This is a genomic window from Vannielia litorea (assembly GCF_900142295.1).
Lineage (GTDB): Bacteria > Pseudomonadota > Alphaproteobacteria > Rhodobacterales > Rhodobacteraceae > Vannielia > Vannielia litorea.
Genome location: NZ_FSRL01000001.1, coordinates 637,302 through 662,891, shown reverse-complemented (window position 1 = coordinate 662,891; position 25,590 = coordinate 637,302). Strand labels below are relative to the sequence as shown.

Genomic DNA, 25,590 nt, shown 5'->3' with positions numbered 1-25,590 from the left:
CTTGCGTCGCACGCTCCCCTGGCTCTTCGTCGTGGCCCTTGTCGCCGTGCCGGTCGGCTTGGCCGCCGGCAGCCCCTGGCTTGCCTACCGCGGCTTCGCCTACATCACCGGCGGCTTCGCCGGCATCCTCGCGCTCTGCCTGCTTCTGGCCCAGCCCTTGCTGGCCGCCGGCTACCTCCCCGGCCTGCGCGGACCTCGCGGCCGCCTCTGGCACCGCCGCGCCGGGGTGGCGCTCCTGGCCCTTGCCGCGCTCCACCTCGCCGGCCTCTGGGTCACCAGCCCGCCCGACACGCTGGATGCCCTGCTCCTGCGCGCGCCGACGCCGTTTTCGCTCTGGGGCTTCGTTTCGCTCTGGGGCATCGCGCTGACCGGGGTGCTGGTCGCCCTGCGCAGGCACGTCCCGTCGCGCGGCTGGCGCTGGGCGCACAACGCGCTGGCCGCGCTGGTGGTCCTGGCCACCGTGCTCCACGCCGTCCAGATCGAAGGCGCGATGGAGCTCTGGTCGAAATGGGCACTCTGCCTTGCCGTGCTGGCCGCCACCGTGGCCGCCCTGGTCGACCTGCGCCTGCTCCGCCGCTAGATCAGAAGGCTCGCCGCGCCTTCGTGCTTGAGCAAGGCCACCTTGGTTTCCACCCCCACGCCGCCCGAAAACCCGCCAAGACCGCTGGCGCCCAGCACCCTGTGGCAGGGAATGATGAGCGGTATCGGATTGGCCCCGCAGGCCGCGCCCACGGGCTGCGCCGCGGTGCCCAGCGACCGCGCGATCTCACCGTAGGTGCGGGTATGGCCAAAGGGAATTGCGGCAATCTCTTCGCAGACCTGCACCACCAAGGGCGCCGCCCTTACCCTCAGCGGCAGGTCGAACCCCTCGCGCTCTCCGGCGAAATACGCGCCGATCTGGCGCTCCGCCTCACGCAAGAGCGGCGAGCCGTCACCCGCCGCATCCCGGCTCCAGGCGACCCGCGTGATCGCCCCGTCCTCCTCGGTCAGCACCATGCGGCCGACCGGGGTGGACAGGGCGAGCGTGGTCACCCCAAGGCCTCGTCACAGCGCCCGCAGACGCCCGCGTGCTTGTGCGTGCCCACGTCGGGCAGGATTTTCCAGCAACGCTGGCACTTCTGGCCCTGAGCCTTCTCGAAGACCACGCCCACGCCTTCGACCTCGGGCATCCGGAAGGCCTCGGAGGGCGCCGGGTCGCCCGAGAGCGAGATGTCGGATGTGATGCACAGGTCCTCGAAAGCGACCGACTTCAATGCCTTGAGCACCTCGCCATCCTCGACATGCACCACCGGCGCGGCCTCCAGCGAGGCGCCGATCACCTTGTCGCGCCGCTGCACCTCCAGTGCCGCCGTCACCACGCGCCGCACCCGGCGCACGCCGGCCCACTTGGCCGCCAGCGCCTCGTCGCGCCAGGCCGCCGGGGTCTCGGGAAAGTCGACAAGGTGCACCGAGGAGCCCTCGCCGGGGAACCGCTCGAGCCAGACCTCCTCCATGGTGAACACCAGCACCGGCGCCAGCCAGGTGGTGAGCCGGTGGAAGAGGATGTCGAGCACGGTCAGCGCCGCACGCCGGCGCGTGCTGTCGCCATCGCAGTAGAGCGCATCCTTGCGCACGTCGAAGTAGAAGCTCGAAAGCTCGACCGTGGCAAAGTTGAACACCGCCTGGAACACGCCCTGGAAGTTGTAGGCAGAGTAGCCCTCGCGCACCTGCACATCCAGTTCTGCAAGGCGATGCAGCACCCAGCGCTCCAGCTCGGGCATTTCCGCAGGATCGACCGCCTGCGCGGCGTCAAACCCGCCCAGCGAGCCCAGCATGAAGCGCATGGTGTTGCGCAGGCGCCGGTAGCTGTCGGCCACGCCCTTCAGGATCTCGGGCCCGATCCGCTGGTCGGCGGTGTAGTCGGTCTGGGCCACCCAGAGACGCAGGATATCCGCGCCGTACTGCTTCACCACCTCCTCGGGCACGATGGTGTTGCCGAGCGACTTGGACATCTTGTTGCCCTTCTCGTCCAGCGTAAATCCATGGGTGAGCACGCCGCGATAGGGGGCGATGCCCTTGGTTCCGCAAGACTGCAACAGCGAGGAATGGAACCACCCGCGATGCTGGTCGGTGCCTTCGAGGTAGAGATCGGCCACGCCGTCCGCCGCGCCATCGGCCCGGTCGCGCAGCACGAAGGCATGGGTCGACCCTGAGTCGAACCAGACATCGAGCACGTCGAACACCTGCTCGTAGGCCTCCGCATCGTAGTCGTCGCCGAGGAACCGCGCCTTGGCCCCCTCGGCATACCAGGCATCCGCGCCTTCCTCTTCGAAGGCGGCGATGATGCGGGCGTTCACCGCCTCGTCCCTCAGCAGGAACTCCGGATCATCCGGCAGCGCCCCCTTCTTCACGAAACAGGTGAGCGGCACGCCCCAGGCACGCTGGCGCGACAGCACCCAGTCGGGGCGGCTCTCCATCATCGCGTAGAGACGGTTGCGGCCGCTCTGCGGGGTCCACTTGACCTTGTCGATGGCGGTCAGCGCGCGGGCACGGATGGTGGTGCCCAGCGTGTCCTGCCCGTCGCCCAGATCCTTGTCGATCGCCGCAAACCATTGCGGCGTGTTGCGGTAGATCAGCGGCGCCTTGGAGCGCCAGCTGTGCGGGTAGCTGTGGGTGATCCGGCCACGCGCGGCCAGCATGCCCGCCTCGACGAGCTTGTCGATCACCGCCTTGTTGGCCCCACCCTCCTTGCCGTTCGGCTTGATGATGACCTCGCCGCCGAAAAACGGCAGGTCGGGCCGGAAGGAGCCGTCCTCCAGCACGTTGTAGGTCATCTCCAGCCCGTATTTCCGGCCGATCTGGTAGTCGTCATCGCCATGGCTGGGCGCGGTGTGCACAAAGCCGGTGCCCGCCTCGGCGGTCACATGCTCGCCCGGCAGCAGTGGCACGTTGAAATCCCACTCGCCATTGGCGCCCTCGAGCCCGCGGAAAGGGTGGGCAAACTGCAGGGCGCTCATCTGGGCCGGCAGCACATCGAAGCTGCGCTCCCAGGCGTCGATCTTGGCGGCCTTGCGCACCTCCTCGGCGAGATCGTCGGCGAGGATGAACTTCTCGCCCACCTGCGCCCAGTTGCCCTCGGGGGCCTCGGTGACCTGGTAGAGACCGTAGGAGATGTCGGGGTTGAAGCAGACCGCCCGGTTCTGCGGGATCGTCCAGGGCGTTGTGGTCCAGATGACGACGTGGGAATGGCCGAAATCCTCGGCCATCTTCATCATCGCGCCCATCACCTCGGGCTGCGACTCGGCGCCCTGCGATTGCAGGTGCTCGATCAACTCCGGCGAGCCGCCGAAGGCCGCGATCGGGAACTTCACCCAGATCGTGTGGCTCTGGTGATCGTGGTATTCCACCTCCGCCTCGGCCAGCGCGGTCTTTTCGACCGGCGACCACATGACAGGCTTGGAGCCCTGGTAGAGCGAGCCGTTCATCAGGAACTTCTGGAACTCGGCGGCGATGGTCGCCTCGGCGTGAAAGTCCATCGTCAGGTAGGGATCGGCCCAGTTGCCGGTCACGCCCAGCCGCTTGAACTCCTCGCGCTGGATGTCCACCCAGCCCTCGGCGAAGGCGCGGCACTCGCGGCGCAGCTCGACCACCGGCACGTCGTCCTTGTTCTTGCCCTTCTGGCGGTACTGCTCCTCGATCTTCCACTCGATCGGCAACCCGTGGCAGTCCCAGCCCGGCACGTAGCGGCTGTCGCGGCCCATCATCTGTTGCGAGCGCACCACCATGTCCTTGAGGATCTTGTTCAGCCCGTGGCCGATGTGCAGGTGGCCGTTGGCATAGGGCGGGCCGTCGTGGAGGATGAAGGGCTTGCGGCCCTCCTTCTCGCGCAGGCGGTCGTAAACCCCGATCTCCTCCCAGCGCGCCAGCCACTCGGGCTCTCGCTTGGGCAGGCCCGCGCGCATCGGAAACTCGGTCACGGGAAGGTTCAGGGTGTCTTTGTAGTCAGGCGTGTCGGCGCACATTGGGGGCGTCCTTGGCGTGGTCTTTTCGGGTGTTCGGTGAGGAGCGGCGCGGCAGGCCATGCGCCTTGTCCCGGCGGCTCATCTGTCAGAGCGCCGGGCCGCTAATTCGAATGATGACGAGGCCCGCGAATGTCATGGCATGGCTTATAGGCAGGGCTGCGGGCAAGGTCCAGCCGCGAGGACGCCCAGACGCGCCAAGCCCTGCCCTCATCCGGGCGGCTCGTCGCCCTCGCCGCTCTGCTCCGGACCCTCCTCGCCGCTTCGCCGCTCCGCCGCTTCCTGCGCCGCCCATCGGTTGAGCCAGGCCAGCGCCGCGAGCGACAGGCCCAGCGCAAGAAAGCTGAACACCCTGAAGAGCCCGGTCAGGCCCCGCGCGTCGATCAGGAAGACCTTCACCACCGCAACCCCGATCACCACCAGCGCCGCCCGCCGCAGCGGCGTGGAGCCCGTGGCGATGGCCTGCCACAAGAGCGCCGCGCCGAGCGCGATGAGCACGACGGTGTAGGTGTAGAGCTCGCCGTCGAGCCACCCCACGCCCACCCAGACCGTCCCCGGCTGCCAGAACCGCCGGATCTCGAGAAACACCCAGAAGGCCGCCAACGCGCCCGCCGGCACCCAGGCCGCGTAGCGCCAGCGCCCTGCGCCGACCCTGGCCAGGAGCAGCAGCACCAGCGCCGGGCCGAGGTAGGCCACCGCAAGGCTATCCAGCACCAAGGGCCCGTGGATCGTGGTGTCGGGCAAGGAGTAGCCGCCCTCCGAAACGAAGGGGTTGGAGATGGTCAGCCCCACCAGCAGGAAGAGGCCCGCCACCAGCACGTAAAGCGAGGCCAGCGTGATCCGCAGCCACTTCAGCCGCCCGCCCAGCCGCATGCGGTAGACCTGCGCGGCGGCGCAGAAGAGCCAGACCATGGCGCTCAACCCCATCGTCCAGTGGCTCGCCAGCCCGTCGCCGCCCACCCGCTCGTCGATGAACCGCCAGAGCGTCGCGGTCACGAAGATACCGCCGATCATCAGCAGCCCGCTCTCGAGAAAGGCCCGACCCAGCAGGCGGTTCTCTTCCGGCAGCAGCCGCCAGGCCGCGGCCATGCCCGCCAGCGCCGCGCCGAAGCCCAGAAAGAACGCGCCCCAACTCGCCTGCACCGACCAGACCAGCCCGGGGTCGATCACCACGCGCCACCCCAGAACGATCACGCCCAGCGCGATGAAGAGCTGCATCTCCCGCAGCCTGAACCGCCGGTCCAGCGCCGCCGCCACCACCAGCAGCACCGCCAGCGCCACCGTCAGCGCCGACTTGGTCAGGATCACGAAGAGCGCCAGGGCAATGAGCCCGGAGGCCGAGAGCACCGCCCATGCGGTGCGGCGGCCCGGCCCGCCGTCGGCCCTGGCAAAGCGCACCGCGATCGCCACCATCAGCGAGGCCAGCGCCAGCACGTGCCCGGCCCAGCCAAAGGTGCCGGGCACGCGCGGCGAAAGCCAGAACAGCTCGAGCCCGAGCGGCACGAGCGGCGCGAAGAGGGCCGCGAAGAGACCCCAGAACAGCGCCTCCCGGCCCAGCGCACCGCCGCGGGTGGCCACGAGGCTCCGCCAGGCCGCCGCCACCGTGCCATGGGCCGCCATCACCAGCACGATGCTTGCCTCCAGCGGCAGCGCGGGCATCGGCACGCCCGTCGCATCGGGCCGCATCGTGTCGCGCATCAGCACCCCGCCCAGGAAGCTTTCGAGCGGGATCACCGCCAGAAAGCCCAGCGCCGGAAAGAGCGCCAGCTCGCTCAGCGCCCGCGCCTGCCAGGCCCAGAGCGCCACCGCGAGGATCAGCACCGTGAAGAGCCCCTCGATCAGCAGAAGCTCTGCCGCGCCCGCGCGCGGCAGCGCCAGCAGAACCACGCAGGCCGCCAGCATCGCCCCCCAGGCGATCAGCACGTCGAACCCGCCCTTGCCCGCGCTCCGGTCGAAGAGCCAGCGCAACGGCGCGCCGCCCTCGTGGGTCGGGCCAATCTCGCGGCGCGGAAAAGCCATGGCGGCCAGCACCAGCACGGTGAGCAGCACCGCAAAGCCCGGCATTTCGGCCGAGGCGGCAAAGCAGGCCAGCCCGCCCGCGCCCGCCACGCCGAGCGCCAGCACCGAGACCCAGCGCCACTGCCGCCAGGCGTCGATGGCAAGGCCCACGATCCCGAGGCAGCCGTAGTAGACATAAAAGAGCGTCGCACTGTCGGCATCGCCGCCCACGAGGAAGGGCGCCGCGCCCGCGCCGATCAGCCCGAAGGCCGCCAGCACCGGGCCATTGAGCCAGCCCAGCACCATCGCGCCCACCGAGACGGCCACCAGCCCCGACATCGCCACCCCCGGCCCGATCAGCCCGTAGAGCGCCCGCGCGGCAAGGACCCCGCCATAGAGCGAGACAATGCCCGCCGCGCTGAAGGTGTCCGGCAGGTAGGCCGTGGCATCAGTCTGGCGCCTTCGGATCCATTCTCCGCCCCCGATCAGCGCCGCACCCAGCGCGAGCGCCGCGGCCACCCGCATCGTCGGCGTCAGGTAGCCCTGCTCGATGCCGTATTGCACCAGGAACAGTCCCGCCAGCGCCAGAGACAGGGCCGAAACGGCGTAGAACCAGTTGGCCTGCAACCAGGCCACCACCTTCTCTCCCGCCCCCGGCTCGCGCGGCCCGTCGGGGATGGCGCCCCCGGTCTCCGTCTCGGGAATGTAGCCCTCTTCCCACGGCAGCTTGCGCCGGGGTTCACCGTCTCGCGCAGGTTCGGGGGGCGTGATGGCCGGGTCAAGCAGCTCCCGCGCCGTCTTGCGTGGCGCCACTTCGGCCTCGGCCGCCGCGGTCGACGCAATCCCCTCCGCCTCCTCGGGCTCTGTCCGCGGGGTCTGCCCTGCCCGCTTGAGCCCTTCGAGCTCCCGCAACGCCGCGCCCAGCCTGCGCTGCACGCGCCCCAATCCGATCTGAACGGCAATGAGCCAAACGCCGAGCCCGATGACGGCAAGCGTCAACAGCGCCACCATTACTTCCACGATCCGCCCTCACTGTCCCGTTTTCAGAAACAGTAATGCCCTGAAACGAAACAGTGAAGCGGCGATCACTCCGCCTCGGCTGGCTCGCCCCGGCCAAAGAGCCCGGTCAGCGCGCGCCGCACGAGGCCGGTGACGCTCGGCCTGCGCCCCTCGCCAAAGGGCAGTGGACGGCAAACCTCCATGGCCGCCACGCCCACCCGCGCGGTGAGCGCCCCGTTGATGACCCCCTCGCCAAAGCGGCGCGACAGCTTGCTGAGCACGCCGCCGCCCGCGACCGAACCGATCAGGTCGTCGCCCACCGCCACCGCGCCGGTAGCGACGAGATGCGCCAGCACTGTCCGTGTGAGCCGCCAGGAGCCAAAAACCCCGGCCCGCCCGCCATAGACCTCGGCGATGCGGCGGATCATCCGCATGTTGGCGGTCAGCGCGGTGAACACGTCGGCCAGCGCCAGCGGCACCACCGCCGTCACCGTCGCCACCTGCCGCGCGGCGGCCTCCACCTCGGCCCGCGCCGCCGCATCGAGCGGCACCAGCAGCTCCAGCTCGGCCAGCGCCAGCAGGGCATCGGCATCAAAGGCATCTCCCCGCCGCTCCGCCAGCCGCTCGCGGCCCCATTTGGTGTCATCCCGCGCCGCGTAGAGCCGCTCCAGCCGGTCCACCACACCCCGCGCCGCGCCGAGATCGCCCGAGACCAACGCCCCCGCCGCCGCCTTCTGGATGCCATCGAGCCGCGCCAGCCGGGCGAAGGCCGCCAATTCGCGCAGCGCCATGATGGCCAGAGCGAAGAGCGTGATCGCGATGAGCGCCACTGCCACCCAGCCCAGCACCGGCGACCGCTCCAGGAGCCGCATCACGAAGTCCCAGGCCGCGACCGAAACGACCAGGCTCACCACCCCGCCGAGCCCCGCCCAGAACAGCCGCGCCACCCGGCTTGCCGGCCGCGCCGAGCGCACCGCCAGCCGCTGCATGGCCGCCGGCCCCGAGAGGTCGGGCACCGGTGGCGCCCTGTCCGGCCCCGGCACCTCGTCTTCGACCTCAAACACGACCGGCCCGCGCGTCTCGCTCATTTCAACCGATCCCCGATCAGAAATTCCGCCGCCCGGTCCAGCCGAATGTGCGGCGGCCCCTCGCCGGGGCTCAGAGACACCTGCGCCGGCGCGAACTTCATCACCGCGTAGTCACCGTCGAGCCAGGCCTCGCGCCCGCCCCGCGCCGCGCCCAGCAGCCGCCCCGGATCTTCGGGCAGGGCGCCGGGATACATCGCCGCATGTCTGCCCGTCTCCATCAGCCTGCCGCGCACCAGGTCGATCTCGCGGCCCTCGTGGCTGCGGGTCTCCTCGGTGGTCGCCCGCAGCGCCGCGATGCTCATCGCCGCCGTCCTGGCCCCGGCAAAATCCGCCCGGTCCTTCGCCTCGCGCACCAGCGCCTCGGTGATCGCCGTCAGCGCCCCGTGCTGCTTGTGGTGCAAATGGTCCGCCTTGGTCGCGGCAAAGAGGATCTTCTCCACCCGGTGCCCGCCCAGCAGTCGCGTCAGCCAGCCGTTCCGCCCCGGCTTGAAGGCCCCCAGGATGTCGGCCATGGCCTGACGGAGGTCTTCCAAGGCCTTGGGTCCTGCATGAATGGCGCCAAGAACGTCCACCAGCACCACTTGCCGGTCTATTTCTGCAAAATGATCGCGGAAGAACGGCTTCACCACCGCCCGCTTGTAGGCCTCGAACCGTCGCGCCAACTCGCGCCGGAGAGACCCCCGCGGCCCCTCGCCCGCAGGCAGGGGCGCAAATGTCAGCGCTGGAGACCCTTCAAGCTCGCCGGGCAGCAGGAACCGCCCCGGCGTGCAATCGCTGTACCCCGCCTCCCGCGCCGCCTTCAGATAGTCGGCAAAGCTCTCCGAGAGACGCTTGGCCACCGGCTCCTCCAGCTTCGCAGCACCATCCACGGCCTCCAGCGCCGCGATGAAGCCCGCACCCTCCGCCCGCGCCCGCGCCTTCTCCAGCGCCTGTGCGGCCCAGGTGTCATAGCTCATGTCGAGCAACCCGAGGTCGAGCAGCCACTCGCCGGGGTAATCCACGATATCGAGATGCACCACCTGCGGCCCGCGCAAGCCCCCCAGCAAGCCGCCCGGCTGCACCTTCAGGCTCAGCCGCAACTCGCTCACCGCCCGCGTGCTCTCCGGCCAGTGCGGCTCGGGGCCGACCATCGCGGCGAGGTGATCCTCATAGGCAAAGCGCGGCACCGTGTCGTCGGGCTGCGGCTGAAGGTAGGCCGCCTTGATCGCCCCGTCGGCGGCGGCCCGCAGCCCGCCCATCCGCGCCCGGTCCATCAGGTTGGCCACCAGCGAGGTGATGAACACCGTCTTGCCCGCGCGGCTCAACCCGGTCACGCCAAGGCGGATGCGGGCGTCCATGAAACCGCCGGTCACCACGTGACCGACCGTCTCGACGCCCCGCGTCACCCCGTCAACGATCGCCGAAACAACCACGCCTGCCCCTTTCATTCCGTCCGGACCTACTTAGGGCCCCGCCGCCCGAAAGTGTAGGCATCCGCCGCCCCTCATTGGTCCCGGAAACATCCCACGGGGGTGTGGGGGTGTGAAACCCCCGCTGCGCACCGCCAGCCAGAGGCGGGCGCATGCCTCGGCAGAGCGCCGGACCCGACAGGCCCCACGCTAGATCCGCCCGCTCTCCACCAGCCACCAGATCACCAGCCCGCTCACCAGCAGAAAATTGAACGCCAGCCAACCGAGAATACCCAGCACCACACCCTTGCGCCGGTCCGCCGGGTCGACCGTCTCGAGGAACCCGCGCACCGTCTTCTCGGCCCGCGCCACCCGTGCCGGGTCATACTGAAAGGCAAACTTCGGCACCGCCATCCGCGCCTCGGTCTCGGCGATGAAGGCCGCCTCCCGGCGCACCTTGCGCGGCAGCAGCCGCCCGCCCTTGCGCAGCTTCTCCGCCAGCGTCTCGCCGCGCCGGATGCCCAGCCGCTCGCCCATCATCTGCGCCAGCCCGTCGGCCACCTGTTTCACCGGATGTTCCATGGCCCAGCTTCTATCTCCCCTCGCGGCCACCGAAAACCCCGCTTGAGCCGCGCACCGCGCCGCGCTACCTCCTCCCCATGCTGGCCACGACCCTCTACGACGGCGACCCCGCCGCCCCCGCCCTCCTGATCGCCCACGGCCTCTTCGGCTCGGCGCGCAACTGGAACGTCATCGCCACCCGTCTCGCGGGCAAGCGCCGGGTCGTGACGGTCGACATGCGCAACCACGGGCAATCACCCTGGTTCGAGAGCCACGGCTACGAGGATCTCGCCGCCGACCTCGCGGAGGTGATCGAGGCCGAGGGCGCCCCGATGGACCTGTTAGGCCACTCGATGGGCGGCAAGGCGGCGATGATGCTGGCACTGACCCGCCCCGAGCTGCTCCGCCGCCTGATCGTGGCCGATATCGCGCCTACCGCCTACAGCCATACCCAGGGGCACCTGATCACCGCCATGCGCGGGCTCGACCTCGCCGGCCTCACCTCCCGCTCGGAGGCCGACCGCCGGCTGTCGGGCAGCATCGAAGACCCGGGCACCCGGGCCTTCCTTCTGCAATCGCTGGATCTCAAGGCCGATCCGCCGCACTGGCGCTTCAACCTCGACGCGCTGGAGGCCGAGATGTCAAAGATCGTCGGCTGGCCCCATCCCGAGGGCGACTTCGCGGGCCCCGCGCTCTTTCTGACCGGGGCCGAGAGCGACTACGTGACGCCCGAGCACCGCCCCGAGATCAAGGCCCGCTTTCCCCAGGCGCGCTTCGCCAGGATCCCCGGCGCCGGTCACTGGCTCCACGCCGACAAGCCGCGCGCGTTCGAGGCCACCGTCGAGGCCTACCTCTCCGCATAGGGTGGGCAATCCGCCCACCGGCCCCTACCCGGCCAGTTGCCGCGCCACGAGCCAGGAGACGGGCACCGCCACCACGGCCCCGATCGCCGCCGCCATCAGGATCGGCACCAGCGTGTCGTAGCCCATGGTCAGCGAGGCCACCATGAAGCTGCCCGCCAGCGTGGTGCCGATGAGAGAATAGAGAACCAGAGCAAGCCGGATCATCGCCAGCCTCCATGTCAGGGCGCGTTCGGCGCAGACCCTGCCACGGCCAACACATTCCAACCTTGACATGTATCAACTCAGGGGCAGCGCATCTTGCCCCTCGTCAGGTTGTAGTCGCCCGAGAGCGAGCCCACCGACACCTCGCAGCCCGTCGCCTGCCGGACGGCGAGCGCCACCGCTTCCGGGTAGGTGCGGCTGTTCGGCCGGCCGAAGTTGGTGCGCACGACCTGAAAATCGGGGCCGTCGGCAAAGACGTTGAAGGTGTAGCCCAGCGCCTCGGCCTTGCGGACCGAATGGCCCTGCAGGTCCTCCTTCACCGTGTTGCAGCCCGCGAGGGCAAGAGCCAAGACCATCCAGCGCATGCGCCCCAGCCTGCGCCCGGATGGTTAACAAACCGCTAATGCCGCCGCGAAAGCGCAGGCACCCTCCGGTCACACCACCGGCGGCGGGTTGGGCACGTGCTCGCTGCGCCGCTCCGACCATTCCGGGTCGTCCTTGCGCACCTTCTTCGTCGCCCAGAGCCCGAAGGGCACGCCCAGGCCGAGGCCGATCAGCGCCGCCGCCACGAAGGCCACCGCGCTCACCCAGGCCAGCGCCAGGAACAGAACAAGCGCCGCGCCCGCAATGCAGGCCACGGCCAGCGGGATGAATACAAGTCTCCAACCATGTTTCATGTCGTCTCTCCTTTGGGAGACAACCCGCGAGCGGCCGGTCGCGTTCCTTGCCCCGGCACCCGGGCCGCCAAACTGCGGGCCGGAAACGCAGAAGGCGCCGCAGCAGGGCCTGGACCCCGACGCGACGCCTTCCTGAACAGGCCGGCCTTGCGGCCTTTCTGTTCGCATGCAACCGCCCTTGCGGGCCCTGCATGAGCGGGATCGCCCCTTTCGGGCCGTCCCCCCTACCGGCTGCGGCTTGCGCCCCATCCGGCCAACGCGCTGGCTTGTCCGCCGCCTTCCCGGTCCGGCTTCATCGAACCCGTTCCGTTTCGGCCCTGCGTCCGGTGCTCTCATCACGACCCGGCTTCCAGATCCCCTTGCGGGTCCTCCGTCGCCCTTGCCGCTCCAGCCCCGAAGGCCCTCGCGCCCCGCTCCGGGTCTTGCGACCCCTTGCGTTAACAAAACCGTCACACTCCGACCCCGAGTCGGGCAACAGAAAATTAGGACCGAAGCGGATTTTTCTGGGGATAACCCGTTGGAAAGGCGTGTGAACAACCTGTGGAGCGGGAGGAATCTGCGCAGCTTCCCAACAGCTTGGCCCCGGAAAACTTCCGCCGACACGCAGCGCCCGGATTCCCTCGCCAAATCCGGCGTGCTACCCTCCCGAAAAACACACGCCCCGGAGCAGCCCCATGACCCGCATCCCCCTGGCCCTCATCGCCCTCACCCTCCTCTCGGCCTGCGAAACCGTGAAGGGCGTCGGGAGGGACGTGACGAACACGGCGGACGCTGTGCAGAACGCGTTTTGAGGGGGGGTAAAACCGTCACATGAGCCGAGGCCGCAGGTGACTAGCCATTGTGGTGGTCTAGCACCTCAGGGATTTCGATCTTAACTCTTGCTGCAAGGGCATCCAACTTGCCCCAGGCAAGATCCGCTAGGTCGTTAGCTTTCTTTGAAAGCGCTTTCTGCCGCTCGTATTCCTCTTCAGTTACAGTGTGTTCAGGTTTGAAACCCCGGCACAGACTACCACCCAAGTTCACCGGCACCGTTTCGATCGCAACATAGCGGCTAAAATCCTTCAACCCCTCAACGAAATCATCGAACTCCCGTCCAAGCCGCCTATTCTGAAACTCCTTTTTGCCCCGATCAAAGTCGGACAGAAAATTGAAAACTTTATCGTAGATCCGCTCATCCACGAACTGAAACAGATCGGTATCCTTTAGCAATGACCGAACATCTCCGGTGTGCATCTCGATGATTTCACGGCCCAAGCGCACGTCATTTTGCGAACTAGGCTTTTCTATAAACTCTTCGCTCAGCTTAATTTCTCCGGCAACCCAAACTACCAAAGCAATTGCGAATGCAAACATTGCTTCCGGCTCTTTGAATTGGCTGGCAAGATCATCGGGCCAAAACCATGCCCCTAGCGTGGCTAAGGCAGCAAACCCTAAGCCGATGCGATAAAGCGTCTGCTGGTAGCGCCTCACTCCGCCGCCACCCCCGGCACATCCTTGGCCAGCAACCCGGCCACCGAGATATCCTCGTCCAGGCCTTCCCAGTGCAGCCCGAATGGTGAAATTTCAACCGCCGCCCGCTCTTCCTTACTCGCCCCGAGCAGCCGAGGAAACCACGCCAACGGCACCCCGATGGTGCGCCCGTCCTCCAGCGCCACCCACATCGCGTCGTCGTCGAACCGCACGTCAACCGCCGAAATGCTCATGCCATGCCTCCGTGATCCTCTCCCGGTTCTCGCCCACGATTCCGGCCAGCCGTCGCAGCGTGCGGGCATTGAACCCCGCCGCGCGCTCCAGCCGAACCACAGGCTCGACCCAGAACTTCGCTTCCGACCGATCCTTCATCACGTGGATATGCACCGGCTCACGCGGGTCTCCCTCGTTGGAATAGAAGAAGAAGCGGAACCCCTCGTGGCGAAAGACCGTCGGCATGTGGGGAGGTTAGTGCAGCGGCGTTTGGCTGTCACCTGCGCAATGATCCACCGTGTGGGCACGCAGTTTTCCAAGGAAAACCGCTTCCGCCCACCCGCCTTGAAAATGGCCAGCCTTCAGCTGTCCATCTTCAACGCAGAAATAAACGCCTCCTGCGGGATATCCACCTTCCCGAACTGGCGCATCTTCTTCTTGCCGGCCTTCTGCTTTTCCAGAAGTTTCTTCTTCCGGGTCGCGTCGCCGCCGTAGCACTTGGCCGTCACGTCCTTCCGGAGCGCCGAAAGCGTCTCCCGTGCAATCACCTTGCCGCCGATGGCCGCCTGGATCGGGATCTTGAACATGTGGCGGGGGATCAGCTCCTTCAGCTTCTCGCACATGGCCCGCCCACGCATCTCGGCCCGGTCGCGGTGCACCATCATCGACAGCGCATCCACCGGCTCGTCGTTCACCAGCACCTGCATCTTCACCAGGTGGTCCTGTCGGTAGCCCGTCATCTGATAGTCGAAGCTGGCGTAGCCCTTGGTGATGCTCTTCAGCCGGTCGTAGAAGTCGAACACGACCTCGTTCAGCGGCAGGTCATAGACCACCATCGCCCGCCCGCCCACGTAGGTCAGGTCTTCCTGGATGCCGCGCCGCTCCTGGCAGAGCTTCAGCACGTCGCCGAGGTAGTCGTCGGGCACGAGGATCGTCGCCTTGATGCGCGGCTCCTCCACGTGGTCGATATAGGTAAGGTCGGGCATGTCGGCGGGGTTGTGCAGCTCGCGCATCTCCCCGTCCTTCATGTGCAGGTGATAAACCACCGAGGGCGCCGTGGTGATGAGGTCGATGTCATACTCGCGCTCGATCCGGTCGCGGATCACCTCGAGGTGCAGCAGCCCGAGAAACCCGCAGCGAAAGCCGAAGCCAAGTGCCGCGCTGGTCTCCATCTCGAAGGAAAACGACGCATCGTTCAGCGCCAGCTTCTCGATCGCGTCCCGCAGATCCTCGAACTCGGCTGAATCCACCGGGAACAGCCCGCAGAACACCACCGGCACCGAGGGTTTGAAGCCCGGCAGGGCCTTCTCGCAGGGTTTTCTCTCATGGGTGATCGTGTCGCCCACCTTGGTGTCGCGCACCTGCTTGATCGAGGCGGTGAACACGCCGATCTCGCCCGGCCCCAGCTCGGCGATGTCCTTCATCGCCGGGCGCAGCACCGAGAGCTTGTCGAGCTTGTAGGTGGCCCCGGTGCGCATCATCTTGATCTGGTCGCCCTTGCGGATGACCCCGTCCATGACCCGGATCAGCACCACGACGCCGAGGTAGCTGTCGTACCACGAATCCACCAGCATCGCCTTCAGCGGCGCGTTGCGCTCGCCCTTCGGCGCGGGCAGCCGCTGGACGATGGCCTCCAGCACGTCGGGGATGCCGAGGCCGGTCTTGGCCGAAATCTCGATGGCGTCCGAGGCGTCGATCCCGATCACGTCCTCGATCTGCTCCTTCACCCGCGCGGGCTCGGAGGCCGGCAGGTCGATCTTGTTCAGCACCGGCACGATTTCGTGGTCGGCGTCGATCGCCTGGTAGACGTTGGCCAGCGTCTGCGCCTCCACGCCCTGGGTGGCATCCACCACTAGCAGCGAGCCCTCCACGGCGCGCATGCTGCGGCTGACCTCATAGGCAAAGTCCACGTGGCCGGGCGTGTCGATCAGGTTGAGCACATAGGTGTTGCCGTCCTTGGCGGGGTACTCGATCCGCACCGAGTTGGCCTTGATGGTGATCCCCCGCTCGCGCTCGATGTCCATCGCGTCGAGCATCTGCTCCTTCATGTCGCGTTCGGCCACCGTTCCGGTGAGCTGGATCAGCCGGTCGGCAAGCGTGGATTTCCCGTGGTCGATATGGGCGACGATGGAGAAATTGCGGATGTGGTTCAGATCGGTCATCCGGCTCATATGCTGGGCTTTCGGGGGGCCGTCAAGCGGGCGCGCATGGGGCCGGAGCGGCCTCTCGCACCGCCTCGGCCTCCCGCCCTCCCCAACGGTGCCCGGCGCGCCTCCTCTCCCCGGCGTTTACCCACCCGGCGCGCCCCGCACCCGGCCGTCCGCCTCACGCCACCTCACGGCGGGTTTCCCCCGCCGTTTCGCAACCCGATACAATCCATGGTCCCCCGAGCGGACTGCCCCACAAGACATGCCCAATTGAATTTGAACGGCTTTCGAGTCATCCTTCCCTCCATCACGACCCCGTGCAGCCGGAGAGACATCCGGCACATTGGACCACCGAGAGAACGAGGCACGACGCAGATGAAGACCCTTTCCACTCTCCTCCTTTGTGCGGCCGTGGCCCTGCCCGCCGCGACAGCCTTCACCACCCCGGCCCAGGCCAAGGTGCTCGAACGCGCCTGCAACAGCTCCGACCGTGGCGCATCGCGCTCGCTGTGCTCCTGCATCCAGCGGGTCGCCGACTTCGAGCTGTCGCGCACCGAACAGAAAAAGGGCGCCAAGTTCTTCAAGAACCCGCAGCTCGCGCAGGACACCCGCCAGTCGGACCGCTCCGACAACGCGGTGTTCTGGCAGAAGTGGAAGAAGTTCGGCGACAGCGCCGCGCGGTCCTGCTCCTGATCAGCGCGCGAGGTCTCTGACCAGCGCGTCGCAGGTCTCCGCCACCATCTCCACCACCGCGTCGAACCCGCCCTCGAAGTAGGGATCGGGCACCTCGTCGCGCCCGCTCGGGCCGTGGTCGAGAAACAGCGTCACCGGCGTGGTGTTTCCCGCAGGCCGCAGCGCCTCGATGTTGGCCAGGTTCTGCCGGTCCATCGCGTAGATCGCGTCGAACCGCTCGAAGTCTCCGGCCACGAACTGCTGCGCCCTCAGCCCGCTCAGGTCGTAGCCCGCCGCCTTTGCCGCCGCCTGCATCCGGCGGTCGGGCGGCTCTCCGACGTGCCAGCCGCCGGTGCCCGCGCTCTCCACCTCCACATCGAGCCCGGCGGCCCTGGCCTTGGCTTCGAAGATCCCGTGGGCGGTGGGAGAGCGGCAGATGTTGCCGAGGCAGACAAAGATCACGCGATGGGTCATGTTGGCGAGGCTAGAGCAAACAGAGAGACCATGCGACCCATCACGATCCTGACCGGCGCCGGCATTTCCGCCGAGAGCGGCATCGCCACCTTCCGCGACCCGGGCGGCATCTGGGCACAATATGACATCGAGGATGTCGCCACGCCGCAGGCCTTTGCCCGCAATCCCGAGCTGGTGTTTGATTTCTACAACATGCGCCGCGAGAAGGTGCGTGGCGCCAAGCCCAACGCCGCCCACCACGCGCTCGGCAGGTTGCAAAAGTCCTGGCCCGGCCCGGTGCACATTATCACCCAGAACGTCGATGACCTGCACGAGAAGGGCGGCGCCAAGGTGATCCACATGCATGGCCAGCACAGCACCGCGCTCTGCGCCGCCTGTGGCCACCGCTGGCCCGCCCCCCCGGCGATGGACCTGCACGACCCCTGCCCCGACTGCCGCCAACCCGCGACCCGGCCCGATGTGGTGTGGTTCGGCGAGATGCCCTATCACATGGAGCGCATCGGCGAGATCCTCGAGCGCACCGCCCTCTTCGTCTCCATCGGCACCTCCGGCGCGGTCTATCCCGCCGCGGGCTTTGTCCGCCTCGCCCGCGCCGCCGGGGCCGAAACGCTGGAGCTGAACCTCGAGCCCTCCGAGATCACCCCGCTCTTCGACACCTCCCGCCACGGCCCCGCTACAGAGCTGGTGCCCGCCTGGGTGGAGGAGGTGGTCGCCTGAGCCACTGCACGTGCCGCCGCCGCCGCGCGGAACGTCCGGAGCGCCCTGTTGGGCCTTCCGCAAGGTGCCAGGGTGCCGTGAGCGGCCGGGGTCAACCAGCCGCTCCCGAGATCCATTGGATCATCGAGGGCTGACCGCCCTCAGTTGCCCATCTTCGAATGGTCCATGGCGCCGTGGTCCTGCCGTTCGTTGTCGATCGGCACCTCCACGACCATTTCGCCCGCCTTCTCGAAGGTCAACGTGATCGAGACCGTGGCGCCTTGCTCCAGAGGGCCGGTCAGGCCCATGAGCATCACGTGGTCGCCGCCGCGGGCCAGCGCATGCATGCCGCCCGCGGGCACGGCAAAGCCCTCCTCGACCTGCATCATCTTCATCACGCCGTCGCCCAGGTCCTTGTGGGTGTGCAACTCCACACGGGCGGCGGCATCGCTGGCGGCGTCAATCAGCCGGTCCTCTTCGGCGCCGTCGTTCATGATCTGCATGAAGGCCGCGCCCGACTTCGCCGTGGGGCTGGCGGCGCGGGCATAGGCGTCCATGACCTTGATCTCGGCAAGGGCGGGGGTGGCCGCCAGCAAGGCGGCAAGGGTCAAAGCATTGAGTTTCATCTGTCTTTTCCTGTGCTGAAGTTGCGAGTGCGAAACTTCAGGCCAGGGGCGGACCCCGCGCCTCGAACACCGCCCGCGCCAGCCAGGCCTCCGGCCGCGCGGCAACGCCCGCCGCCACCGCCCGTTCCGCACCCTCCCGCTGCACAAGCTCCGGCAGCGGCACATGGGCCTCCACCATCGCGGCCAGCCCGTCGGGGCAGAGATGCGGCGCGCTCACCGGCTTGCCCTCGGCGTCGAGGTGAATCACCTGGGTGCCGAAGCCGGTGCAGAGCACCGCCTGCATGGCCACCGGGGCCTGCCCCCGCGCCACGGCCAGGGCCTGGCCCGCGACCAGCAAGGTCACCAGCATCAACCCGGATATGAGAGAGCGCAGGATCATGGCGCGCAATCTACGCCACCCGCCACCGCCCGCAAGATGCCACAATGAAGCAGCCCCGCGCGGTGCATCCACCGGCGGGGCTGAAATTTCACGAACCCGAAAGGGATCAGGCGGCAGCCTGGGCCTTTTCGATGTCCTTCTTGATCTTCTGGGCCTTCGCCGAGAGCTCGTCGCTCTTGGCTTTCGCCAGGAAGGCGTCGAGACCGCCGCGATGGTCCACCGTGCGCAGCGCAGCGTTGGAGATGCGCAGCTTGAAGGGGCGGCCCAGCACGTCGGAAATCAGCGTGACAACCTGCAGGTTGGGCAGGAAGCGACGGCGGGTCTTGTTGTGGGCGTGGCTGACGTTGTTGCCAGTCATCGGGCCCTTGCCGGTCAGTTCGCAGACGCGAGACATGGTTTCATCCTCAACTTCAAATGAGAGAGGCGCGGCCCTTCGCCGGGCGCGCCCCCGAATTTCGTTTCGTGCGTTTAGGGGCAAAGCGGAGAGGCGTCAAGCCCTCCTCACCGCGCGCTGGCGCCGGATTCCCCTGTTTCCCGCTGCTTTTCGACCGAAGGGCCCGGTCCGCCCGAGTTCGGCGCGGCCATCAGCGGGGCATCGGGCCGGGCAGTCGGGTGATAGGATTCGCTCGGGTCCTCCATGATGATCCGGGACCGGCGCGAGAGAAACAGCTTGCCCCACCCCATGAACCGCCCGATCGAGGGCGCGTTCACATCCTGCGGAAACGCCGCCGCCCAGCCCTCCGGCAGCGGCAGCCCGCAGTCGGCCAGCCGTCCCAGCATCCAGACCAGCGGGATGTTCGCCAGCGGCCTTGCCCGCAGGTAGGGCGTGATGTGCCCGCCCACGTCGCCATGACTGCCCCGAAACCAGACCTGCTCCAGCCGCTCGCCCGGCCAGCCTTCGCGGCTCTGCCACAAGACCGGCTCGTAGGCGAGGCGCGTCTCGTCGAGCGCCAGCGCATGAAAGCCGTTCTTCACCGCCGCGCCGAGGTGGTGGTTGTGAAAGGCATGGGCGTCGTTCATGAACTTCCACAGGACCGGCAGGCGCACGCCGAGGCTCTTCACCGTGTCCCAGCAGCCCACCGCCTCGATCCGCACGTCGTTCAGGCAATAGGCGAGCCTGAAACGCAGCGCCGCCTGGCTCTGGCCGCCCGCGCGGTAATGCCGCCAGGCCTGCTCGATTGCCCGCACCGTGGCATGGTTGCGCTTCAGAAGCCCCACCGTGTCGATGCAGCCCGCCAGGCTGCGAACGGCATAAGCCCCCCGCGAATATCCGATCAGGTAGATTCGGTCGCCGGGCCTGTATCGGCTGGCCAGAAAGCCGTAGGCGCGCCGGATCTGCCGGTTGATTCCCCGCCCCGCCACCACGTCGCCGGTGCTCCGCCAGTCGCGCCACTGGATGCCCGGCTCGTAATGCACCGAGAGTCCCGCCCTCGGCCCTGCGGCACGCAACAGCTTGAAGGTGATCCCGGCGTTGGTCTCATGCTTGTCGCGCAGGCTCGACATCGTGCCATCAAGGATCACCACATGGGTGACCGGTCCGCGCGTGGTCGGGCGCGGCGTGTTCTTCTCACGCCGCCCCGGCCAGAAGGACCCTATGAGTTCACGAAGCGTCACCTTCCGCCTCTTTCAGCAGCGCCCAGACCCGCTGCGGGGTAAAGGGCACCTGCGCATTGCGCACGCCCTTCTCCCACAGCGCGTCGATCACCGCGTTGGTTACCGCCGCCATGGCGCCGACAGTGCCAGCCTCGCCGCAGCCCTTCATGCCAAGCGGGTTCTGGATCGAGGGCACCGGATGGGCGGCAAAGCCGTAGAACGGCAGATCGGCCGCACGCGGCATCGCGTAGTCCATGAACGAGCCGGTCAAGAGCTGCCCGTCCTCGTCATACACGGCGTTCTCCATCAGGATCTGCCCGGCGCCCTGCGCCACGCCGCCATGCACCTGGCCCTTGGCCAGCGTCGGGTTCACCAGGTTGCCGAAGTCGTCCACCACCAGGTAGCGCACCAGCTGCACATGGCCCGTCTCCGGGTCCACCTCGACTTCGCAGAAATGCCCGCCGTTGGGGTAGCTGCGGCCATCGAGCGTGGCCTTGCCCTCGTGGCGCAGCAGGTCGTCGCGGCCCTTCGCGCGGGCCATCTCGGCGGCGTCGATCAGCGTCGGCCTCCGGTTGGTGCCCGGCGCGCCAAAGCTGCCATCCTCGAACGCCACCTCATCCACGCCCAGTTCCTCGGCCACGAAGGGCGCGAAGGCCTCGACCATCACGTTGACGGCGGCGATGGTGGCGTTGGTCTGGTTGGTCACCGAGCGCGAGCCGCCGGTGCCGCCGCCCGTGGCGATCCGGTCGCTGTCGCCCTGCACCACCCGGATTTTCTCCACCGGGATGCCGCTGCGCTCTTCGAGGAAGGCCGCGTAAACCGTCTCATGCCCCTGCCCGTTCGACTGGGTGCCGACCATCAGCTCCACCATGCCGTCCTCGGCAAATTCCACCGCCGCGCCCTCGGTCGGGTCGCCCAGGATGGATTCGATGTAATAGGCCAGCCCGTAGCCCCGCAGCAGGCCCCTGGCCTCGCTCTCGGCCTTGCGGGCCGCGTAGCCCTGCAGGTCGGCAGCCTTTTCCACATCGGCCAGCACCGCGTGAAAATCCCCCACGTCATAGAGCTCGCCCACCACCGTCTTGTAAGGGAACTTGTCGACCGGAATGAAATTCTTGCGCCGCAGCTCCCAGGGGCTGACCCCGAGCTGCCGCGCCGCCTCGTCCATCATCCGCTCCAGCACGAAGATCGCCTCGGGCCGCCCGGCGCCGCGATAGGCGTCCATCTGAGCGGTGTTGGTATAGTAGCCCTTCGAGCCAAGGTAGGCGGTCTGGATGTCGTAGGTGCCGGGGAAGACCTTGGCGAAGAGCGCCGACTGGATGTACTGCCCGAAGCCCGAGTTGTAGGCCCCCATGTTCGAGCGATTCTCGCATTTGTAGGCGGTGATCTTGAGGGTCTCGTCAAAGCCCAGCTCGGCCACACTCACCAGGTCGCGCCCGCCATGGTCGCTCATCAGGCCCTCGTTGCGGTCGCTCATCCAGCGCACCGGATGGTCCAGCACCTTCGCCGCCCAGGAGATCACCAGGTGCTCGGGAAACTGCTGCGCCTTCAGGCCAAAACCGCCGCCCACGTCCGGGTGGGTCACCCGCACGTTCTCCTCGCCCAGCCCCATCTGGCGGGCCAGAGCCTCCTTCTGCTCCCACACGCCCTGGCCGCTGAAGCAGAGGTGGATCCGCCCGTCCTCCCACTCGGCCCAGGCGCCGCGCGGCTCCATCGGCACGATCATCACCCGGTTGTCGACGATCTCCAGCTTGACCCGGTGCCTGGAGCCTGCGAGCGCCTTGTCGGTCGCCTCCAGGTCGCCCTGGCTCCAGTCATAGGCCATGTTGTCGGGCGCATCCTCGTGCAGCGCCTCGCCGCCCGGCGCCAGCTCCATATGCGCGGGCAGCTCGTCGAACTCCATCTCGATGGCTTCGGCCGCGTCCTTCGCCTGCTCCAGCGTCTCGGCAATGACCACCGCGATCGGGTCGCCGACAAAGCGCATCCGCTCTTCCACCAGCACCGGCCGCCGGGTCTTCCTGCCGCCCGGCACGCGCCCTCCCGGCAGGTCGATGTCCAGCCCGTCCGCCTTCATCTCCTCGGCCCCGGCCACCAGCCTCACCCCCGGCATCTGCCGCGCATCCTCCATGTGCAGCCCGGTCAGCACGGCGTGGCCCACCGGCGACCGCAGGAAGTAGGCAAAGAGCGCACCCTCGGGAGCGGTGTCGTCGATATACTGCCCATGCCCGGTCAGAAACCGCACATCCTCGACCCGTTTCAACGACTGGCTCTTTCCGAACGCATTCATGCGGCGTGCTCCCTCTTGGCTGGCCCGTGAGACACTAGCCCTCTGCGCCCCGCTGTCCAGAGCCAGCACGGGCTTTCCCTCGCCCGCCCGATTGGGTATCCCCTCGGCCCAAGCAGGACAAAGCCGGAGAGCCACCATGGCGATGGAAAAGACGTTCGACGCGAGCGAAGCCGAAGGCCGCATCTACGCGGCATGGGAGAAGGCAGGCGCCTTCGCCGCCGGTGTCGCCGCCCGCCGGCCCGAGACCTATTCCATCATGATCCCGCCCCCCAACGTGACCGGCTCGCTCCACATGGGCCACGCCTTCAACAACACGCTGCAGGACATTCTCATCCGCTGGCACCGCATGCGCGGGTTCGACACGCTCTGGCAGCCCGGCACCGACCACGCGGGCATCGCCACCCAGATGGTGACCGAGCGCGAGATGGCCGCCAACGGCGAGCCGACCCGGGTGGAGATGGGCCGCGAGAGGTTTCTCGAGCGGGTCTGGCAGCAGAAGGGCAAATCCCGCGGCACCATCATCGGCCAACTCAAGCGCCTTGGCGCAAGCTGCGACTGGTCCCGCGAGGCCTTCACCATGGGCGGCGCGGCGGGCGACCCCGAGGCGGGCAGCGGCGCGCCCAACTTCCACGACGCCGTGATCAAGGTCTTCGTCGACATGTACGAAAAGGGCCTGATCTATCGCGGCAAGCGCCTGGTCAACTGGGACCCGCATTTCGAAACCGCGATCTCCGATCTCGAGGTCGAAAACCTCGAAGTCGCGGGCCACATGTGGCACTTCAAGTACCCGCTCGCTGGGGGCGAAACCTACGAATACGTCGAGAAGGACGAAGACGGAAACATCCTGCTCCGCGAGACCCGCGACTACATCTCGATCGCCACCACCCGGCCTGAAACCATGCTGGGCGACGGCGCGGTGGCGGTTCATCCATCGGATGAGCGTTACGCCCCAATCGTCGGAAAACTCTGTGAAATTCCGGTCGGCCCCAAGGCGCACCGCCGGTTGATCCCGATCATCACCGACGAGTATCCCGACCCGAATTTCGGCTCCGGCGCGGTCAAGATCACCGGCGCCCACGACTTCAACGACTACGGAGTCGCCACCCGCAACGGCATCCCGCTCTACCGCCTGATGGACACCCGGGCGAACCTCCGCGACGACGGCGAGGATTACGCCACCTGCGCCGCCCGCGCCCAGGACATCGCCAATGGCGCGGCCTTCACCGAGGCCGAGGTCGACACCCTCAACCTGGTGCCCGACGACCTGCGCGGCCTCGACCGTTTCGAGGCCCGCAAGCGCGTGGTGCAGCAGATCACCGACGAGGGCCTCGCCGTCATGGTCCCCGCCCCGCCCGACGACGAGGGCGAGGTCTGCTTCGACGGCGGCCTCATGCCCCATGTCGAGAACAAACCGATCATGCAGCCCTTCGGCGACCGCTCCAAGGTCGTCATCGAGCCCATGCTCACCGACCAATGGTTCGTCGACGCCGAAAAGATCGTCGGGCCCGCGCTCGATGCGGTGCGCACCGGCGAGGTCAAGATTCTCCCCGAATCCGGCGAGAAGACCTACTACAACTGGCTCGACAACATCGAGCCCTGGTGCATCTCCCGCCAGCTCTGGTGGGGTCACCAGATCCCGGTCTGGTATGGCCTCGACCTCTCCGCGCCCGACTTCAAGGACGACGAGAGTGACGGCGCCCTCGACCATGTCGAGCTGGCCCGCCTGCTGGGCGAGGGCATGGTCCATGCAGGCACCGTCCACCATTGCGCCGCCGCCTTCGAGACCGTCACCCACAAGTTCAAGAACGAGCTGGCCGACACGCCCACACCGATCAACCACGCCCGCATCGTCGAGGTCTCGGGCCGCGCCGAGGCCATCGACACCCTCGCCGCCTCCCTGGCCGAGTACAACGTCAGCCAGGACCCGACCCACCTGGTCTACCCCGTCTGGCGCGACCCGGACGTGCTCGACACCTGGTTCTCCTCCGGCCTCTGGCCCATCGGCACCCTCGGCTGGCCCGAGCAAACCCCGGAACTGGCCCGCTATTTCCCCACCTCCGCCCTCGTCACCGGGCAAGACATCATCTTCTTCTGGGTCGCCCGGATGATGATGATGCAGCTCGCCGTGGTCGGCGAAGTCCCCTTCCGCGAGGTCTACCTCCACGGCCTCGTGCGCGACGCCAAGGGCAAGAAGATGTCCAAGTCCGTGGGCAACGTCATCGACCCGCTGGAGATCATCGACGAGTTCGGCGCCGACGCGCTGCGCTTTTCGTCGGCCGCCATGGCCGCCCTCGGCGGCGTGCTCAAGCTCGACACCCAGCGCATCGCCGGCTACCGCAACTTCGGCACCAAGCTCTGGAACGCCGCCCGCTTCGCCGAGATGAACGGCGTCTTCGAGGCCCGTCCAACGGACCGCCCCGAGCCGCAATCCACCGTCAACCGCTGGATCGTCGGCGAGCTTGCCAAGACCCGCGCCGCCGTCGACGACGCGCTCGCCAACTACCGCTTCAACGACGCCGCACAGGCGCTCTACAGCTTCACCTGGGGCACCTTCTGCGACTGGTATATCGAGTTCTCCAAACCGCTGTTCGATACCGACGCGGCCGAGGAAACCCGGCAAACCATGTCCTGGGCGCTCGACCAGGTGCTGATCCTGCTCCACCCCATCATGCCCTTCATCACCGAGGAGCTCTGGGCCGAGAAGGGCCACGACGGCTTCGTGATGCACGCCGAGTGGCCCACCTACGGCCCCGAGCTGATCGACCCGGCCGCCGATGCCGAGATGAACTGGGTGATCTCCCTCATCGAGGCCATCCGCTCCGCTCGCGCGCAAATGCACGTCCCCGCCGGGCTGCACGTGCCGCTGGTGCAGGTCTCCCTCACGCCCGAGGGCGAGGCCGCCTATGCCGCCAACGAGGCCCTGATCAAGCGCCTCGCCCGCGTCGAGTCGCTGACACGGGCCGACACCATGCCCAAGGGCGCCCTCACCATCGCCGTCTCCGGCGGCACCTTCGGCCTGCCCGTCGCCGACCTCATCGACATCGAAGAAGAAAAATCCCGCCTCGAAAAGACCCTCGGCAAGCTCGCCAAGGAAATCGGCGGGCTCCAGGGCCGTCTCAAGAACCCCAAGTTCGCCGAGAACGCCCCCCCCGAGGTGGTGGAAGAGGCCGAAGCCAACCTCGCCGAACGGCAGGAAGAAGAGGCCAAGCTCAAGGAGGCCCTAGCCCGGCTCGCGGAGATCGGATGACAGGTAGGGTGGGCAA

General features: G+C 67.8%; 25 protein-coding genes. 6 read left to right on the top strand and 19 right to left on the bottom strand.

Annotation, left to right across the window (positions count from 1 at the left end):
- The first annotated feature begins 1 nt into the window (after window position 1).
- A complete protein-coding gene (locus BUR94_RS03360) occupies window positions 2-580 on the top strand; it encodes a ferric reductase-like transmembrane domain-containing protein (RefSeq protein WP_245794355.1) in 579 nt (192 codons plus the stop codon).
- Here BUR94_RS03360 and BUR94_RS03355 read toward each other — a convergent pair.
- From BUR94_RS03355 to BUR94_RS03330, 6 genes are all read right to left on the bottom strand, one after another.
- Window positions 577-1,032: a methylated-DNA--[protein]-cysteine S-methyltransferase gene (locus BUR94_RS03355; protein ID WP_074254845.1), complete on the bottom strand. Its 456-nt coding sequence runs from the start codon at window positions 1,030-1,032 to the stop codon at window positions 577-579. The two genes, BUR94_RS03360 and BUR94_RS03355, sit on opposite strands and share 4 nt — an antisense overlap.
- Window positions 1,029-4,001: an isoleucine--tRNA ligase gene (gene ileS, locus BUR94_RS03350; RefSeq protein ID WP_074254844.1), complete on the bottom strand. Its 2,973-nt coding sequence runs from the start codon at window positions 3,999-4,001 to the stop codon at window positions 1,029-1,031. The genes BUR94_RS03355 and ileS overlap by 4 nt, the downstream gene beginning before the upstream one ends.
- Before the next feature lie 207 nt (window positions 4,002-4,208).
- Window positions 4,209-7,007 carry a DUF2339 domain-containing protein gene (locus BUR94_RS03345; RefSeq protein WP_084192893.1) on the bottom strand — a complete coding sequence of 933 codons (2,799 nt, stop codon included), beginning with the start codon at window positions 7,005-7,007 and terminating at the stop codon, window positions 4,209-4,211.
- Between the two features lie 74 nt (window positions 7,008-7,081).
- A complete protein-coding gene (locus BUR94_RS03340; RefSeq protein ID WP_074254842.1) occupies window positions 7,082-8,083 on the bottom strand; it encodes a YcjF family protein in 1,002 nt (333 codons plus the stop codon).
- The gene (locus BUR94_RS03335) at window positions 8,080-9,510 is read right to left on the bottom strand and encodes a YcjX family GTP-binding protein (RefSeq protein WP_074254841.1); all 1,431 of its coding nucleotides are present in this window, start codon (window positions 9,508-9,510) and stop codon (window positions 8,080-8,082) included. Before BUR94_RS03335 ends, BUR94_RS03340 begins: the two co-directional genes overlap by 4 nt.
- A 171-nt stretch (window positions 9,511-9,681) precedes the next feature.
- Entirely contained in the window at window positions 9,682-10,053 is a 372-nt protein-coding gene (locus tag BUR94_RS03330; RefSeq protein ID WP_074254840.1) for a hypothetical protein, read from the bottom strand.
- A 77-nt stretch (window positions 10,054-10,130) separates the two neighbouring features.
- Here BUR94_RS03330 and BUR94_RS03325 point away from each other — a divergent pair, with 77 nt between their 5' ends.
- Window positions 10,131-10,895: an alpha/beta fold hydrolase gene (locus tag BUR94_RS03325; RefSeq protein ID WP_074254839.1), complete on the top strand. Its 765-nt coding sequence runs from the start codon at window positions 10,131-10,133 to the stop codon at window positions 10,893-10,895.
- A 24-nt stretch (window positions 10,896-10,919) separates the two neighbouring features.
- Here BUR94_RS03325 and BUR94_RS03320 read toward each other — a convergent pair whose 3' ends face one another.
- The 3 genes from BUR94_RS03320 to BUR94_RS03310 form a co-directional block, all read right to left on the bottom strand.
- Window positions 10,920-11,099, bottom strand: a complete 180-nt coding sequence (locus BUR94_RS03320; protein WP_074254838.1) for a CTP synthetase — start codon at window positions 11,097-11,099, stop codon at window positions 10,920-10,922.
- A 77-nt stretch (window positions 11,100-11,176) separates the two neighbouring features.
- Window positions 11,177-11,461, bottom strand: a complete 285-nt coding sequence (locus tag BUR94_RS03315; RefSeq protein WP_074254837.1) for a hypothetical protein — start codon at window positions 11,459-11,461, stop codon at window positions 11,177-11,179.
- Between the two features lie 69 nt (window positions 11,462-11,530).
- A complete protein-coding gene (locus BUR94_RS03310) occupies window positions 11,531-11,773 on the bottom strand; it encodes a hypothetical protein (RefSeq protein ID WP_074254836.1) in 243 nt (80 codons plus the stop codon).
- A 674-nt stretch (window positions 11,774-12,447) separates the two neighbouring features.
- Here BUR94_RS03310 and BUR94_RS03305 point away from each other — a divergent pair.
- The gene (locus tag BUR94_RS03305; RefSeq protein WP_074254835.1) at window positions 12,448-12,564 is read left to right on the top strand and encodes an entericidin, EcnA/B family; all 117 of its coding nucleotides are present in this window, start codon (window positions 12,448-12,450) and stop codon (window positions 12,562-12,564) included.
- 40 nt (window positions 12,565-12,604) lie between these two features.
- On the opposite strand, the gene BUR94_RS03300 is transcribed toward BUR94_RS03305, so the two are convergent.
- The 4 genes from BUR94_RS03300 to lepA all read right to left on the bottom strand — a co-directional run bounded on the left by BUR94_RS03300 (window position 12,605) and on the right by lepA (window position 15,627).
- The gene (locus BUR94_RS03300) at window positions 12,605-13,243 is read right to left on the bottom strand and encodes a hypothetical protein (protein ID WP_139301210.1); all 639 of its coding nucleotides are present in this window, start codon (window positions 13,241-13,243) and stop codon (window positions 12,605-12,607) included.
- The gene (locus tag BUR94_RS03295) at window positions 13,240-13,476 is read right to left on the bottom strand and encodes a DUF2442 domain-containing protein (protein WP_074254833.1); all 237 of its coding nucleotides are present in this window, start codon (window positions 13,474-13,476) and stop codon (window positions 13,240-13,242) included. Before BUR94_RS03295 ends, BUR94_RS03300 begins: the two co-directional genes overlap by 4 nt.
- Entirely contained in the window at window positions 13,457-13,702 is a 246-nt protein-coding gene (locus BUR94_RS03290) for a DUF4160 domain-containing protein (RefSeq protein WP_074254832.1), read from the bottom strand. The genes BUR94_RS03295 and BUR94_RS03290 overlap by 20 nt, the downstream gene beginning before the upstream one ends.
- Before the next feature lie 116 nt (window positions 13,703-13,818).
- Window positions 13,819-15,627, bottom strand: coding sequence for a translation elongation factor 4 (lepA, locus tag BUR94_RS03285; protein WP_074254831.1), 1,809 nt, complete (start codon window positions 15,625-15,627; stop codon window positions 13,819-13,821).
- A gap of 351 nt (window positions 15,628-15,978) precedes the next feature.
- Between lepA and BUR94_RS03280 the strand changes: the two genes are divergently transcribed.
- Entirely contained in the window at window positions 15,979-16,296 is a 318-nt protein-coding gene (locus BUR94_RS03280) for a hypothetical protein (protein WP_074254830.1), read from the top strand.
- Here the strand turns inward: BUR94_RS03280 and BUR94_RS03275 are convergent, their stop codons facing one another.
- Window positions 16,297-16,749: a low molecular weight protein-tyrosine-phosphatase gene (locus BUR94_RS03275; RefSeq protein ID WP_074254829.1), complete on the bottom strand. Its 453-nt coding sequence runs from the start codon at window positions 16,747-16,749 to the stop codon at window positions 16,297-16,299.
- A 30-nt stretch (window positions 16,750-16,779) separates the two neighbouring features.
- Between BUR94_RS03275 and BUR94_RS03270 the strand changes: the two genes are divergently transcribed.
- Entirely contained in the window at window positions 16,780-17,466 is a 687-nt protein-coding gene (locus tag BUR94_RS03270) for an NAD-dependent deacylase (RefSeq protein WP_074254828.1), read from the top strand.
- Window positions 17,467-17,606: 140 nt separating this feature from the next.
- Here the strand turns inward: BUR94_RS03270 and BUR94_RS03265 are convergent, their stop codons facing one another.
- The 5 genes from BUR94_RS03265 to BUR94_RS03245 all read right to left on the bottom strand — a co-directional run bounded on the left by BUR94_RS03265 (window position 17,607) and on the right by BUR94_RS03245 (window position 22,327).
- Entirely contained in the window at window positions 17,607-18,071 is a 465-nt protein-coding gene (locus tag BUR94_RS03265; protein WP_074254827.1) for a copper chaperone PCu(A)C, read from the bottom strand.
- 37 nt (window positions 18,072-18,108) lie between these two features.
- Window positions 18,109-18,450: a hypothetical protein gene (locus BUR94_RS03260; protein ID WP_074254826.1), complete on the bottom strand. Its 342-nt coding sequence runs from the start codon at window positions 18,448-18,450 to the stop codon at window positions 18,109-18,111.
- Window positions 18,451-18,556: 106 nt separating this feature from the next.
- Window positions 18,557-18,844 carry a 50S ribosomal protein L28 gene (gene rpmB, locus BUR94_RS03255; RefSeq protein WP_074254825.1) on the bottom strand — a complete coding sequence of 96 codons (288 nt, stop codon included), beginning with the start codon at window positions 18,842-18,844 and terminating at the stop codon, window positions 18,557-18,559.
- A gap of 107 nt (window positions 18,845-18,951) precedes the next feature.
- On the bottom strand, window positions 18,952-20,064 hold the full coding sequence (locus BUR94_RS03250) for a DUF2235 domain-containing protein (RefSeq protein ID WP_084192892.1): 1,113 nt from the start codon (window positions 20,062-20,064) through the stop codon (window positions 18,952-18,954).
- Complete coding sequence (locus BUR94_RS03245; RefSeq protein ID WP_074254823.1) at window positions 20,051-22,327, bottom strand: xanthine dehydrogenase family protein molybdopterin-binding subunit; 2,277 nt, start codon at window positions 22,325-22,327, stop codon at window positions 20,051-20,053. Before BUR94_RS03245 ends, BUR94_RS03250 begins: the two co-directional genes overlap by 14 nt.
- 136 nt (window positions 22,328-22,463) lie before the next feature.
- Here BUR94_RS03245 and BUR94_RS03240 point away from each other — a divergent pair, with 136 nt between their 5' ends.
- Entirely contained in the window at window positions 22,464-25,574 is a 3,111-nt protein-coding gene (locus tag BUR94_RS03240) for a valine--tRNA ligase (RefSeq protein WP_074254822.1), read from the top strand.
- Window positions 25,575-25,590: the final 16 nt, after the last annotated feature.